The organism is Nostoc sp. PCC 7524 (assembly GCF_000316645.1).
In the GTDB taxonomy this organism is placed as follows: domain Bacteria; phylum Cyanobacteriota; class Cyanobacteriia; order Cyanobacteriales; family Nostocaceae; genus Trichormus.
On the sequence record NC_019684.1, the window covers coordinates 538,209 to 551,423 of the forward strand.

Consider the following 13,215-nt stretch of genomic DNA (forward strand, 5'->3'; position numbering starts at 1 on the left):
GCGTTTACTTTTAATGGGGCTTTTCATAGTAAACTTTGCAATTAAATCATATTATTTAGGTCTTTGTAACATAGTGTTACAAGCAATGCTTCAATTACTATAAAACTTATGAATGGATCTTGTTAACTCTAGAAAATTGTGATTAAAAACCATGCCCCGTCCCCTACCACAAGCCGTTTTATTGGTAGACGGCTACAATATAATTGGCGCTTGGCCTTGCCTGAAAAAAACCCGTGATTATTCTGGATTAGAAGCGGCTCGCGGGGAACTTGTAGAAGCAATGACAAGTTACAGTGCGTTTCAAGCTTATGACACACAAATAGTGTTTGATGCCCACTATCAAAATACTTCTAGTAATAGAGAAGTAATTACAGAACTGGTTTCAGTTCATTACACTGACTTCGGGCAAACAGCAGACACTTATATTGAAAAAATTTGTGCATCTTTGCGCCCTCAAATTACACAAACTCGCATTTCTCGTGTAATTGTGGCAACTTCAGATCGCGCCCAACAATTGACGGTACAGGGGTATGGGGCTGAATGGTTATCAGCACAACAACTTTGTTGGGAAGTAGAAGCTACGGTTTGTCGGGTGAGAAAGAAGTATCAACCACGTAAGCAATCTTCGAGTCGGTTTTTAGCTAGTGCTATTGATGCCAAAGCACGACAACGGCTGGCTGAATTGCGAATGGGATTTAAATAGACATCTCCAGAAATTAAATATGCGTTTTCCAGAAACCTTGTAGAGATGTTTCATGGAACGTCTCTACTAAGTTGCGCCCAAAAAGATACTGAGAAACGGGTAAGGTGGTTAGAAATATTCTTACTCCCCACTCCGAGGCTAAGTTACGATATTTGACTACAACTCAGTATCAGAGAGAGTTTTAGCTTGTATAAGCCTGGAAGTTACGCATCGGCAAAAAAATTTTAGAAAAAGGACTTGCCATCTCCTAGAAACTAGGCTAATATTATAAATCGTGAGCGCAAGCGTTCCTCAGTAGCTCAGCGGTAGAGCGATCGACTGTTAATCGATTGGTCGCTGGTTCGAATCCAGCCTGGGGAGTTAAATAATTTATGGAAAAGTTAAAGCCTGAGTCTAGTGGTTGGGAAGAATTACTCTGACGATATAGCATATACTGAGCATTGACCTTAGAAGGCCAAAAGCTAACTATATAATCGTTGTGCAACCAGTAGATTTTACCACCCTCACAGCTACTTGTAGCGAACTGCGTGTTGAATGGATACCATCACGCTTAGAACAAGTTTATCAGCGCGATCGCTACACTATTGCGATCGCATTACGTACCTTGAAACAAAGAGGTTGGCTAGAGATTTCTTGGCATCCTCAAGCTGCACACATTTGTATAGGTAATCCACCACCACGCACACCCGATACTTTTACTTTTAGTCAGCAATTAATACACCAGTTGGGAGGATTAGCCTTGGTGGCAATTGAGGCGATCGCACCCTGGGAACGAGTGATAGATTTACAATTTGCCCGTCGTCCTGGAGAGGCTGCGCTTTATCATCTCTACATTGAGATTATGGGCAAATACAGCAATGTCATCCTCACTGATGGAAGTAATCAGATTATTACGGCTGCTCACCAAGTGAGTCAGCAACAGTCGAGTGTGCGCCCTATCCAAACTGGACAACCTTATGAAACACCACCAAAACTGACTGGCCCTGTGCCTAGTGGGAATGAATCTCCAGCACGTTGGCAAGAACGGGTGAGTTTAGTTCCAGGTGCGATGAAGCGGCAATTACTTAAAAGTTATAGTGGCTTAAGTGCGGCTTTAGTAGAGTCTATGTTGCTGGCGGCGAATATAGCACCAGACACCAGCACCGATACTTTGACTTTTGAAGACTGGCAAAGATTATTTACACGCTGGCAAGAATGGCTACAAGCATTAGAACAGAAAAATTTTCAGCCAGGGTGGACGAAACAGGGATATACAGTTATGGGTTGGGGTGTAGTTGCACCAGCCAAAGATATTCAAACATTAATCAATGAATATTATACTGGGCAATTCAATCAGCAGATATTTGCCCAATTGCGCCATCAACTGACGCAGAAATTGAGTAATATCTTAACGAAATTGCGAAATAAAGCTCAGACTTTCAGCGATCGCTTACAACAATCCGATCAAGCAGATGAGTATCGTCAAAAAGCTGATTTATTGATGGCTCACTTGCAAACATGGGAACCGGGAATGACAGAAATTACCATACCGGATTTTGAGACAGGTGAACCAGTAGCGATCGCCCTGCAACCAGACAAAAATGCTGTGCAGAACGCCCAGAACCTTTATAAGCAACACCAAAAACTCAAACGGGCGCGTACAGCCGTTGAGCCATTATTAGAAGAAGTGCAGACAGAAATTGATTACTTAGAGCAAGTAGAAGCAGCTCTTTCGCAAATAGAAAACTACCAAGCAGCAGAAGATTTACAAGCCCTAGAAGAAATCCGTGACGAATTAATTGGGCAAAAATATTTAGAAGAATTAGATTATCGTCGTAGCGTGAATGAAACGCCTAGTACAAACTTTCATCACTACTCTACACCTAACGGCTTTCAAGTTTTAATTGGTCGTAATAATCGCCAGAATGACCAGTTAACCTTTCGGGTAGCGGGAGATTATGATTTATGGTTCCATGCTCAAGAAATTCCTGGTAGCCATGTGTTATTGCGTTTAGAACCCGGTGCTGTTCCCGAAGCTAATGATTTGCAATTTGTCGCTAATCTGGCTGCTTACTACAGTCGCGCTCGTCAGAGTGAGCAAGTACCAGTAGTTTACACCGAACCCAAGTATGTTTATAAACCCAAAGGTGCTAAACCTGGAATTGCTATTTATAAGCAAGAGCGGATTATTTGGGGAAAACCACAAATGGTTAATGGGAGTGGGGAATAGGGAGTGGGGAGTGGGGGAGATGTAGCGTCAGTTTCCCGCAGGGTGGGAGTGAGGGGAGATGAGGGAGATGGGGGAACAGAGGAGCGGGGGAGAACAAGAATAATTTTTTACTCAGTACCCAGTCCCCAGTCCCCAGTCCCCAATCCCCAATTCCCTAAGCCAGTTTAAAGAGGAACGTTACCAAATCTCCTTTACCAAGACTGATGCGATCGCCTGGTCTGAGGCGGTGTCTGTTACCTGGTAATAAGGGCAAATTGTTAATGTAAGTGCCATTAGAACTGCCCACATCTTCTATATAATGAGCGTCTCCCTCAACGCGAATATCTGCGTGTACCCGTGACACAATTTCAGAATTGGAAAATCCTGAAACGTCTATATCTGGAGGAATGCGGTCATTGGGCTTGCCAATGTGAATTACAGACAGACTTGGCGGCAATTCAATTTCTCTATCACTTTGGACGTGAACTAATCGCGCTGTAATCTGCTGTAATTGAGTTCTGGCAGGTGATGGTGCTGCAATAGGTTGTGGTGCTGGTGGGGGTTCTGGTGCCGGTGCAGGTTCTGGTGCGGGTGCTTCTACTGCTTGCACTGGTTCTGGTGCGGGTGCTTCTACTGGTGCGGGTGCGGGTGCAGATGCTTCTGCTACTGGTGCGGGTGCAGGTGCGGGTGCCGGTACTGGTGCAGGTGCTTCTACTGCTATGGGAGCAGGTGCTACTGGGGGTGGAGGTGCTGCGGCTGATTGTGCCACTACTGTAGGGGGTAAGGGCGCTGCTGCTGGATCAATGCCTAAAGCATTGGGTTGTAATAGTTCTAAAATTGGGTCGGGATTTACTAAGGATGGAACTTCCACAGGGACATCAGGTGCAACGGTGGCAACGGCAGTAGCAGCCGCAGGTGCAACGGCTGAGTGGAGGTTAAAACCACATTGGCCACAAAAAGCAGCATCTGACTGTACAGTTGCGCCACAATTGGGACAATTAGTAGTAGCTGGTAACGGCGTGTAACAAGCTTCGCATTGGACAGCGCCGTCTGGGTTGGGGTGATTGCAATTAGGGCAGACGATCATTGATTTAAGCCTTTGTTCAAGAGCATCCTAAAAATAGTTGTGGCAAGCACAGGGATGAAAGGGGGATTGGGGACTGGGTATTGGGGACTGGGTATTGGGCAAAAGTTCTTCTCCCTACTCCCTACTCCCTACTCAGCACTCAACACTTTCAAGACAGCGAAGAGTTGGGAGGATGGGTTTCCCTATACAGGCAACTGCTCATCCCTTGTGCTTGTCGTTAGACATAAGTAGTTCTACAAGGGAGTAACTCTAGCTTCCGATTTTAACAATTACTCGTGAAGAGAAAATTAAGCTGAGAGTTCCGCACCTGCGGCGGCATCAAGTAGCCACCACAGTTCCCCTTGGGGTTGAATTAGGCGGGATGGGTAGGTGAAGTTATCCGCTACAGGGGCAAATACTTGAGCTAGAGCTGGTATTTTGTTAGCACCAGCGACGATAAACATGACACTGCGAGCCGCATTAATGAATGGGTACGTGAAGGTTATGCGGGGGTTGCTGTCTTTGTTACCCACAGTAATCAAGCGATCGCGAACTTTTAAAGCGTCTGTGTGGGGAAACAAAGATGCAGTATGGGCATCATCACCCATCCCTAGCAGTACCACATCCAAAGCGGGAAACTCTTTCGGTTTTGACTGAAAGAATGCTTGCAGGTGCTGTTCGTACTTATTAGCTGATACCACCGGATCATTATCTAATGTGGGTACAGCGTGAATATTGGCGGCGGGGATATCAACACGATCTAGCCATGCACGCCGCGCCATCAATTCATTACTATCGGGATGATCTGGGGGAACATAACGCTCATCACCCCAGAACACATGAATCTTATCCCAAGGTAACTTTTGCTGGGCGATCGCTTCATACAACGGCTTAGGTGTGCTACCGCCAGATAAGGCAATAGTAAATCGTCCCTGCTGTTTAATGGCAGTATCTAACTTGGTCAGGATCAAATCCAGCGATCGCGCAACTAACGCTGATTGATCCGGTAGGACTTCAACCGTTTTATTCATGGCTTTATCATCACATTACCGGCTTCCAGCAATACCATATCGAACTTATGACAACTCTCCTGTTTAAATTTTGAAACTTTTAACAACAGGAAGAAGGTGAGCATAAATCAAGTCAACTCATGCTTATCACCTTCTATGGTGAGTTGTCCGTAGTCGATGGTACTAATGGGGGATTGGGGATTGGGGATTGGGGACTGGGTAAAAAATTATTCTTGTTCTCCCCTGCTCCTCTGCTCCTCTGCTCCTCTGCTCCCCTATCTCCCCCATCTCCCCCATCTCCCTACTCCCTCATAACAACAAAGTCTCCCAATCGGGGATTGCTTCCTGCTGGGCGATTAATAATTGTTGAATGCCTTTTTCGGCGTAATCTAGGAGTTGATTTAATTGAGTACGAGTAAAACTGCCTTCTTCTGCTGTACCTTGAATTTCGATGATGCCTAGGTTTTGATTCATGACAACGTTAAAGTCTACTGTGGCAGCAACATCTTCTATATAGTTCAAATCTAAATATGGTTCTTGTTCTAATAAACCTACAGAAATGGCTGCTATTTGTCCACACAGAGGCGATCGCTCTAAAACTCCTTGCTGCATTAATTTAGCGATCGCATGAGCTAAAGCCACAAACCCGCCTGTAATCGCAGCTGTTCTTGTCCCTGCATCAGCTTGCAATACATCCGCATCGACGGTTAAAGTTCTTTCTCCCAAGGCCTCAAAATCAATTGCTGCCCTTAAGCTACGCCCAATCAAACGCTGAATTTCCTGTGTCCTGCCAGATAATTTCATTAATTCTCGTTCCTGACGCTGTTGTGTAGCAGAAGGTAGCATCCGATACTCAGCAGTTAACCAACCTTTGCCAGTTCCTAGCAAAAACTTGGGGACTCCTTCAGCAACGCTAACAGTACAAAGCACCTTTGTCTCACCACAGATTGCCAGCACCGAACCAGGGGCAAAGCGGGTAAATTCAGGTTGAAAGGTGACAGGGCGGAGTTCGTAGGGTTTTCGACCATCGGGACGCTGCCAAACCATTAGGGCTGCCTCAAAATTTGAATGATGAAATACTGTCTTAAAGTTACTTTAGTATCGCAACTTATTTCAGTGCTGTATCGTAGGGTCAGCATCTCAAGCTGAAGACAAAGTAAAAAGACTGAAATAAAAGTATAAGGTTTATTGTGAAATATACAGTAGCCCGCAAAGAAAACTTTAGGATAACTAAAACAAGATTTAATTAAGGTACTGAAAGTAAGGTGAGAATATTTTGCAGCACCAATTCTGGTGATTGATCGCCGTTGATTGTCAATAGGCGGCGACGACGGTCATAATACTCTAGGATGGGAATCGTGCGGTCATAGAAGACTTCTACTCGGCGTTGGACAATTTCAGGTTGATCATCGGGTAAAGAACGCCCTAGAGAACGACTCACCATTACCGCCTCTGGGACTTGTAAATAAATTGCCCAATCTAACTTCTGTCCCAACTCATCCAGCAAAAAATCTAATTCTTCAGCTTGGAAAGCAGTACGGGGATAACCCTCTAAAATCCAGCCACAGTTAACATCAGGTTTTGTCAGACGCGAGCGAATGAGATCAATAATCATTTCATCTGGGACTAATTCCCCCCTAGACACGTATGGCTTGGCATAACGACCTAGTTCACCCAGGTTAGCGTAAACCCCGTCAAGCGACTCGCCAGATATCGCTTCCCGCAAAATCTCACCCGTAGAAATTTGGGGGACTTCAAAGTAACTACAAAGCCTTTGGGCTTGCGTACTTTTCCCTGATCCCGAACCTCCTAAAATCACTAATCTCACAACTATTCACTCCTCAACGAGTAACATTCACAACATAATAAGTTTGTTTTGCCCAACCTCCAAGGAAATCTAACATTTCACAAGGGGGTAGGGGGGTAGGGGTGCAAGGGTGTAGGGGAGAAGAACTTTTTCCCAGTCCCTACTCTCTAATCCCCACTACCCTTGACTTCAGAGCAAACCTAGTGTTTGACTTATAGAGCAGATTGCCAGACCCATGATCCTGAGCAAAAACAGATTGATTATACAGGTAGATTTTCTACAGGGAATCTCTGCAAATTCTATTTAATTTATTGTGATTTTTTGAAATTTATCCTATGGTTGCCCAGTTAGAAACACCCAGTGCAAATTCGACCCTCAGCTTACCACATCCTCTTGAAGGGCTAGTGCAGGTTTTTACCAGTTCCCACCGTAATTTCTTTACCAGCGTGATGGGGGAAGCACTCAGAATTGCCGGTCAAGGTACATCAGTGTTGTTAGTGCAGTTTCTCAAAGGTGGCATAAATCAAGGACAAGATCACCCAATTCAGTTGGGGCAGAATTTAGATTGGATTCGCTGTGATTTGCCTCGTTGTATTGATACACCACACTTAGATGAAGCTGAAAACCAAGCTTTACAAAGATTGTGGCAGTATACACAACAGGTAGTAAATGAGGGTAAATATTCCCTTGTAGTTTTAGATGAGTTAAGTTTGGCAATTAACTTTGGTTTGATTGCGGAAACTGAGGTTTTAGCATTTCTAGCCAAACGCCCTCCCCATATCGATATCATTCTCACAGGCCCCGAAATGCCGCCATCTCTCCTCGACATCGCAGATCAAATTACAGAGATTCGTCGTAGTCATCGACCTTAAGCTGTACAACTTTAAATTGATGATAGGACTTACGCAACTGGTACATTCGTAGTGTGCGTCAGATTTGAGTTTTTCGTTATTCTCAAAAGATTTTTGGCATCTGACGCACCCTACAAGATAGGTTGAGTGTGACACCTGTGTAAGTGCTGGATTAGTTGAAAATAATATTTTTAAGTGGAGGAGAATGGCACTGAAGAGGATTGCTTGATGTGCTGTTGTCTCCACTTTTTTAAAACAATTTCTAGTTGAGCTAAAGCATCTTTATAGTCTGTGAAAGCAATTTCAGAAAAAACAGTAGGTATACCACGAGGAAATCTCGATATTACCTTATCTTTTTCATAGAGCAGGATAATCGGGATAGCGTATGTTTCCGCATAAGCTAGCTCCATGCCCACACCCAGTGAAGCATAGCCAATATAGGCAATCACTAGATCAGATTCAGTGACTTGGTGCTTGTCAGTCTCAAAAACTGTGCAAGGACTAATATCAGGATGTTGTATGGGGTCAGTTTTGAGATGAGGAATATAAGTCTGAAATCCCATTTTCTCAGAAAGTAAACCAATAGTCACATAGAATTCTTTAACAGAATCTAAATTATTAATTCCTGTTAACGCGCCAGACACATATACACGCGTTCTTGATTCATTCATGTCATTGATTAGTTACCATTAGCAAAGACATACTACTAATTATGAATGATATTTTTGTATAATTTTTATTAAAAATCAGATAATATTTATTTTGGTTTTAATAGTTCGATGATACTGGGGCTAACAACAGCAAGAAAAGCAGCTAATGATGCACCCAAGGCAGCATCTTTAAAAGAAATTTGAAGACCAATAAATGATGCTAGTAAGATAAAAGCCACCATTAAGCCAATACGAATTCTATCTTCTGCTTTTTCTTTTCCTTTTTTTATCTGTATCTCCTTTATTTGTCTATCTCTTTCTTCCTTGGCTATCTCTAGTAATCTTTCCCATATATCATCTCTATCAACAGGTCTTCCAAGAGTTGCTATTGATTCAGATTCCATCTGATAAAAGCAAACTGTACAGAAAGAATCCCTAAAACGAAGCATTACAGAACTATCTCGATAATTACTAACCGAAATTAATAGTTTCCCTGTCCATCCTGGATCTATAGTTGTCGAAATATGAGATAAACCATAAAGAACAGCTTTTGAAACCATTGCGTGTATAGTAGCACCTACTTCTTTAGAGAGACTAACTGATTCTAAAGTTTCAATAATTACTGTATCGTTGGGTTCAATTTCTATACCTCTCTCTTTTTCTATATCAATTTCACACTTCTTTTTCCACGAGAATCCCTTGGTTCCAACTCTCAAATCATACCCAACAGGAGTTAAGTATTTTTCTTCAAATGGATCTATCAAGATTCCCTTAGCTGAATTATTTTTTCTTTCTTCTATTTGTTGTTTAATATCTGTATCACTGAGCATATATAAATATGTAGGTTTAAAATTTATTTAAAATGTCACAACTAACAACAGATGTAGAAAATAATAGAAATGATGCTGCTTTTTGTGCTGTAGCTTCAGAAAGCTTAACTTGCTGAAGAAAGACTAAACCTTCATTCACAAAAGAATCTCTGACCACGGCTTTCTCTCCACTATTAAAGGAAGTTTCATAAAACACTTCTTTAATACCTGCGGAGATAATTAATTTTAAACAAGACAAACAAGGTTCTAATGTGACATAAATGCTTGCGCCATCTGTAGATATACCATGCTTGGCGGCTTGTGCGATCGCGTTTGCTTCAGCGTGTACAGCCCTTGATGGTAAAGTTTTGCTAGCATCACAACTGCTCAAACCAGGATAACAGTATCCTTGAGAAGTACAGTGAGCAGAACCAGATGGTGAACCATTATAACCAGTTGCCACTACTTGCTTATTTTTAACAATCACAGCACCTACTGGAAATGCTAAACAAGTTGAGCGGGTGGCAGCGAGTTTAGCCAACATTAGAAAGTATTCATCCCATGTTGGTCTTTGAGAGTGTTCATCATTTAAGGAAATATCTTGCATGATTTATCAATTTCAATTACCAGCTATATCTATGTGAATTACAGTCTTTTTTTGTTTACTGATCCTGAACATAAGGCTTGCCAATTTTAATACATTGACTCGCCTTTTGCAGTTCTATCCCCAAGTAACCTGTATGTTCAGGCTGAATGGCTGGAGATGCAGCACAAATGTCCCTCAGTAGGTTGAGAGGGTTTTTCCCTCGATAAGATTTAACAATCTCACCACTACCAGGAGTTGTTTGAGTAACTACAATCTCCTTCTCATCGACTTCGATTAAAAAGTTACCTGAAGGATCATCATAGTTACGCTGCTTAAGTATTACACCGTATTGATTAGCAATTAGCCTATCAGCATTTTCCCAAGTGTCATCATATATATGAGCCGACTGGCTCATTGTGATCAGTGGCCCCATCTTTAAGTTATATTCAGAACGTTCAGCAATTTTATCTCTAACGTGTTGTTGCAAAGCCCTAAGTCCCATTGCGTTTGCAGGCCAAGCAGCAAACATATCATTACTTCTTAATGTGGCTGTTAGTGATAATTCGTTATCAACAACTCTTAACCAAATGTGATTCAGACAGGGGCTACCGCCTTTCTCATGGTCTTTTACATCCCAAAGACTCATGACTGCACTAGCCGCGTCAATTTCCCCAATTAATTTATTGATAACTTGATCAATTTGGTCACGTCCAAACCAGGAACGTAAACGTTGACCATAAGTATATTTCAATCCTTCCCTGTATGGTGCATCATCTAAAATTTGAGAAATATATTCTTCTAGAAAACTGCGATCAATTGGCAAATAATTAGGTTCAGGGAAGTAAAAATCAGTAGGCTCATCAGTCACTACTGCCATTAAATCAATTAATTCTTGCCATTGTCCATCATAGCCAGTAGGACGAATTGTTCCTGTTGTCTTAATTCGATGAATAATTTTTACCCAAGTTTCCGCTATGGTTTTACCTTCAATTCTGTGTCCGTATCTTGGCCCTGGTAAAACTGTTGGTTCAAGAGTAGAGATGGGAAATTCTAACGGTATACTCCACGCAGCTACTGTTTCTTGTTGAGCATAGGATTTAGCGAAACTAACAGCTTCAGGTATGGATTTTGCTTCACTATACTTTATTGACCGTCGTAGTTCTTCCAAGGCATTAGCTTCAACTTCCAGATCAATGTAACCAGGAATAGTCGAACGAATTATCCAGCAACGTAAGCCAGTGTCACATACACCCTCTTCAAATCCATGACGGAAAAAGTCTAGTAAACATTCTCCCGCACCCGCGTTTTTATCTTCCTTAGTGGCGTTAAGAACAACTAAGTGTCGGACATGAGGATTCCACAGTAAATTTCGGATGAGTAAGTTGATACCTCGTGTAGGAGAGTACAGTTGCCCAATTACAGCGTACTCTTGGGGTTGTAGGTGTTTGGCGATCGCCTGCTTGACTGTCCATCCTGTAATCACTGCTGTTTGTCCGTTGCCGTAAATCAGTTGATTCGGCTTGTACAGTGCTTTGTACTCGAATTGGGTTGCCTTACCCGCTAGTGTCATAGTTGTTTGGCTAAGGTTTGAAAAAACTGGCTAGGTTAACATATCACTTCGACAGTAGCTAGTCGAGGAGATGCTTTAGAAAAGTTTAATACAGAATCCAAGGTGGGGTTATGGCTGTATCTAATCAAAGTTAAGACTTTAGAAAGATTCATATACTTTACAAATGTTCATATATTTGTTACAGTTCTTAAAGAATAAAAAATAACTGGAAAAAATTTTATGCGTACAAATGCTTCCATCGTTGATGATCAAGGTAAACTAAACAATTTTGCGATTGAGCCAAAAGTATATGTAGATGAGCAAGGCGATCGCACTGGTTTTACCCCCTACGCAGAACTCATCAACGGCCGTTTAGCAATGATTGGCTTTATCTCTCTCATCGCACTAGAAGTGTTTACAGGACATGGCATTTTTGGTGTGTTAGCCAGCCTGTAAAAGAAAAATTCAATTTTTGTAAAATTAGGCTTAACAAAAGAGAGATGGGAATTTCCTGTCTCTCTTTTGATTGAGAATTTCATGCTATTTTGACAATGACTGAATAATATAGCGGAAGGCAATAGGCAATAGGCAATAGTAAAATCCATACCATGAATGAGTTTGAGCTTTTAGTCATGCCCTAATCGCCTTGTCTACAGCTATAAAAGCTGCTTTGAAAATCAAAATATCGGGTGATTTATGGTTTTAACTGCTTCAACAATGTTGGCATTAGGCACAAAAGCACCAGATTTTTATCTACCGGAAGTCATATCTGGCAAGACAATTTCTTTGTCTACTTTTGCTGATCAAAAAGCATTGTTGGTGATGTTTATTTGTCGCCATTGTCCGTTTGTAAAACACATTCAAGAGGAATTAACCAAGTTAGGACAAGATTATTTCACCAGTGATTTAGGTATCGTTGCTATTAGCGCCAATGATGCCCAAAAATACCCAGATGATGCCCCTGATTCCTTAAAAGAACTAGCAACAACACTGGGTTGGCAGTTTCCGTTATGCTATGACGAAACCCAGGCAACCGCCAAGGCTTATACGGCGGCTTGTACGCCTGATTTTTTTGTTTTTGATGGCGATCGCCAGCTAGTTTATCGAGGACAATTAGATGATAGCCGTCCTAGTAATGGTAAACCTGTCACGGGTGCAGATTTACGCGCTGCTATTGATGCAGTCTTAGCGGGTAAACCTGTCACTACAGAACAAAAGCCTAGCATCGGTTGCAATATTAAATGGAAATCAGGGAACGAACCTAGTTATTTTGGTTGATGTTTGGAGACGTTGCATTGCAACGTCTCTCAAGGGCATCATTAATGTTTAATTTCTAGATTCAGGATATAACGCCCTAATTGGACTTGTTCAGCCCATAATTCGTATTCCACACGCAAATGCTCTGGTAGTTTGTGTCCGCTCAGAGTCAAACTGTTGGTAAAGTTGCGTAGGCGAATAGGATAGTTAGGTTGTAATGACTCAGTGGGTAGCCAATATCGGCTTACGCCATACACACCCTGTTCCCAAAAGTGGCGGTAACTTACCTGTTCATTACCTTGCATAGTCATAATGATGCGGTAAGGAGAAATCTCTAACCACAACACCCTCGGACTACTGGGAGGATAGACTTTACTTCTGGGTGCGGCAAGTGTATCTTCTGGAGGATCGGGACTTGTGATCTCGCAAGTAATTAAAGGCGGCGCAGTTAAAAGCAAATGGAATCTATCAGTATCTTTTTGATATAGTGTTCCGGCAGTTTCCACAACAGACCAAAATGGTAGATCAGTGGAAATAAGTGATAAGCACACGGGCTTGCGGTGATGGGTGAGCATGGGAGCAATGGGAGCTAAAAGCTATGAACGAGATGAAAATAATACCAGATGGTTTAATAGGTCAAATTGAGCGACTAAAGATTAATTCATTGTAAAACCTGATTAATATTAACTGAAGATGCTTATTAAGTAAGCTAAATAAACAAATATAAAAAATAGTCAAT

14 protein-coding genes and 1 tRNA gene are annotated in these 13,215 nt (G+C 42.1%); 6 read left to right on the top strand and 9 right to left on the bottom strand.

Annotated features, from left to right (window positions below; all coding sequences use genetic code 11):
• Positions 1 to 151 precede the first annotated feature (151 nt).
• From NOS7524_RS02250 to NOS7524_RS02260, 3 genes are all read left to right on the top strand, one after another.
• Positions 152 to 703 carry an NYN domain-containing protein gene (locus NOS7524_RS02250; protein WP_015136837.1) on the top strand — a complete coding sequence of 184 codons (552 nt, stop codon included), beginning with the start codon at positions 152 to 154 and terminating at the stop codon, positions 701 to 703.
• A 288-nt stretch (positions 704 to 991) separates the two neighbouring features.
• Positions 992 to 1,063 (top strand) — tRNA-Asn (locus tag NOS7524_RS02255).
• 118 nt (positions 1,064 to 1,181) lie between these two features.
• Positions 1,182 to 2,912 carry an Rqc2 family fibronectin-binding protein gene (locus NOS7524_RS02260; protein ID WP_015136838.1) on the top strand — a complete coding sequence of 577 codons (1,731 nt, stop codon included), beginning with the start codon at positions 1,182 to 1,184 and terminating at the stop codon, positions 2,910 to 2,912.
• 154 nt (positions 2,913 to 3,066) lie between these two features.
• On the opposite strand, the gene NOS7524_RS02265 is transcribed toward NOS7524_RS02260, so the two are convergent.
• From NOS7524_RS02265 to NOS7524_RS02280, 4 genes are all read right to left on the bottom strand, one after another.
• Positions 3,067 to 3,978, bottom strand: a complete 912-nt coding sequence (locus tag NOS7524_RS02265) for an FHA domain-containing protein (RefSeq protein ID WP_015136839.1) — start codon at positions 3,976 to 3,978, stop codon at positions 3,067 to 3,069.
• Positions 3,979 to 4,265: 287 nt separating this feature from the next.
• Positions 4,266 to 4,988, bottom strand: a complete 723-nt coding sequence (pgl, locus tag NOS7524_RS02270; protein ID WP_015136840.1) for a 6-phosphogluconolactonase — start codon at positions 4,986 to 4,988, stop codon at positions 4,266 to 4,268.
• A gap of 288 nt (positions 4,989 to 5,276) precedes the next feature.
• Positions 5,277 to 6,014 carry a ribonuclease PH gene (rph, locus tag NOS7524_RS02275; RefSeq protein WP_015136842.1) on the bottom strand — a complete coding sequence of 246 codons (738 nt, stop codon included), beginning with the start codon at positions 6,012 to 6,014 and terminating at the stop codon, positions 5,277 to 5,279.
• A 199-nt stretch (positions 6,015 to 6,213) separates the two neighbouring features.
• Positions 6,214 to 6,795, bottom strand: a complete 582-nt coding sequence (locus NOS7524_RS02280) for an adenylate kinase family protein (protein WP_015136843.1) — start codon at positions 6,793 to 6,795, stop codon at positions 6,214 to 6,216.
• A 314-nt stretch (positions 6,796 to 7,109) separates the two neighbouring features.
• Between NOS7524_RS02280 and NOS7524_RS02285 the strand changes: the two genes are divergently transcribed.
• Positions 7,110 to 7,646, top strand: a complete 537-nt coding sequence (locus NOS7524_RS02285; protein ID WP_015136844.1) for a P-loop NTPase family protein — start codon at positions 7,110 to 7,112, stop codon at positions 7,644 to 7,646.
• Positions 7,647 to 7,816: 170 nt separating this feature from the next.
• On the opposite strand, the gene NOS7524_RS02290 is transcribed toward NOS7524_RS02285, so the two are convergent.
• The 4 genes from NOS7524_RS02290 to NOS7524_RS02305 form a co-directional block, all read right to left on the bottom strand.
• The gene (locus tag NOS7524_RS02290; RefSeq protein WP_015136845.1) at positions 7,817 to 8,296 is read right to left on the bottom strand and encodes a hypothetical protein; all 480 of its coding nucleotides are present in this window, start codon (positions 8,294 to 8,296) and stop codon (positions 7,817 to 7,819) included.
• Between the two features lie 86 nt (positions 8,297 to 8,382).
• Complete coding sequence (locus tag NOS7524_RS02295; protein ID WP_015136846.1) at positions 8,383 to 9,105, bottom strand: dCTP deaminase; 723 nt, start codon at positions 9,103 to 9,105, stop codon at positions 8,383 to 8,385.
• Between the two features lie 16 nt (positions 9,106 to 9,121).
• A complete protein-coding gene (locus NOS7524_RS02300; RefSeq protein ID WP_015136847.1) occupies positions 9,122 to 9,691 on the bottom strand; it encodes a deoxycytidylate deaminase in 570 nt (189 codons plus the stop codon).
• 55 nt (positions 9,692 to 9,746) lie between these two features.
• On the bottom strand, positions 9,747 to 11,240 hold the full coding sequence (locus tag NOS7524_RS02305; RefSeq protein WP_015136848.1) for a thymidylate synthase: 1,494 nt from the start codon (positions 11,238 to 11,240) through the stop codon (positions 9,747 to 9,749).
• A gap of 219 nt (positions 11,241 to 11,459) precedes the next feature.
• On the opposite strand from NOS7524_RS02305, the gene NOS7524_RS02310 reads away from it, so the two are divergent.
• Both NOS7524_RS02310 and NOS7524_RS02315 read left to right on the top strand, forming a co-directional pair.
• Positions 11,460 to 11,675, top strand: a complete 216-nt coding sequence (locus NOS7524_RS02310) for a chlorophyll a/b-binding protein (RefSeq protein WP_015136849.1) — start codon at positions 11,460 to 11,462, stop codon at positions 11,673 to 11,675.
• Positions 11,676 to 11,915: 240 nt separating this feature from the next.
• A complete protein-coding gene (locus NOS7524_RS02315; protein ID WP_015136850.1) occupies positions 11,916 to 12,497 on the top strand; it encodes a thioredoxin family protein in 582 nt (193 codons plus the stop codon).
• Between the two features lie 41 nt (positions 12,498 to 12,538).
• On the opposite strand, the gene NOS7524_RS02320 is transcribed toward NOS7524_RS02315, so the two are convergent.
• Positions 12,539 to 13,051 (bottom strand): hypothetical protein, encoded by a 513-nt coding sequence (locus NOS7524_RS02320; RefSeq protein WP_015136851.1) that lies wholly within the window; start codon positions 13,049 to 13,051, stop codon positions 12,539 to 12,541.
• Between the last annotated feature and the right edge of the window lie 164 nt (positions 13,052 to 13,215).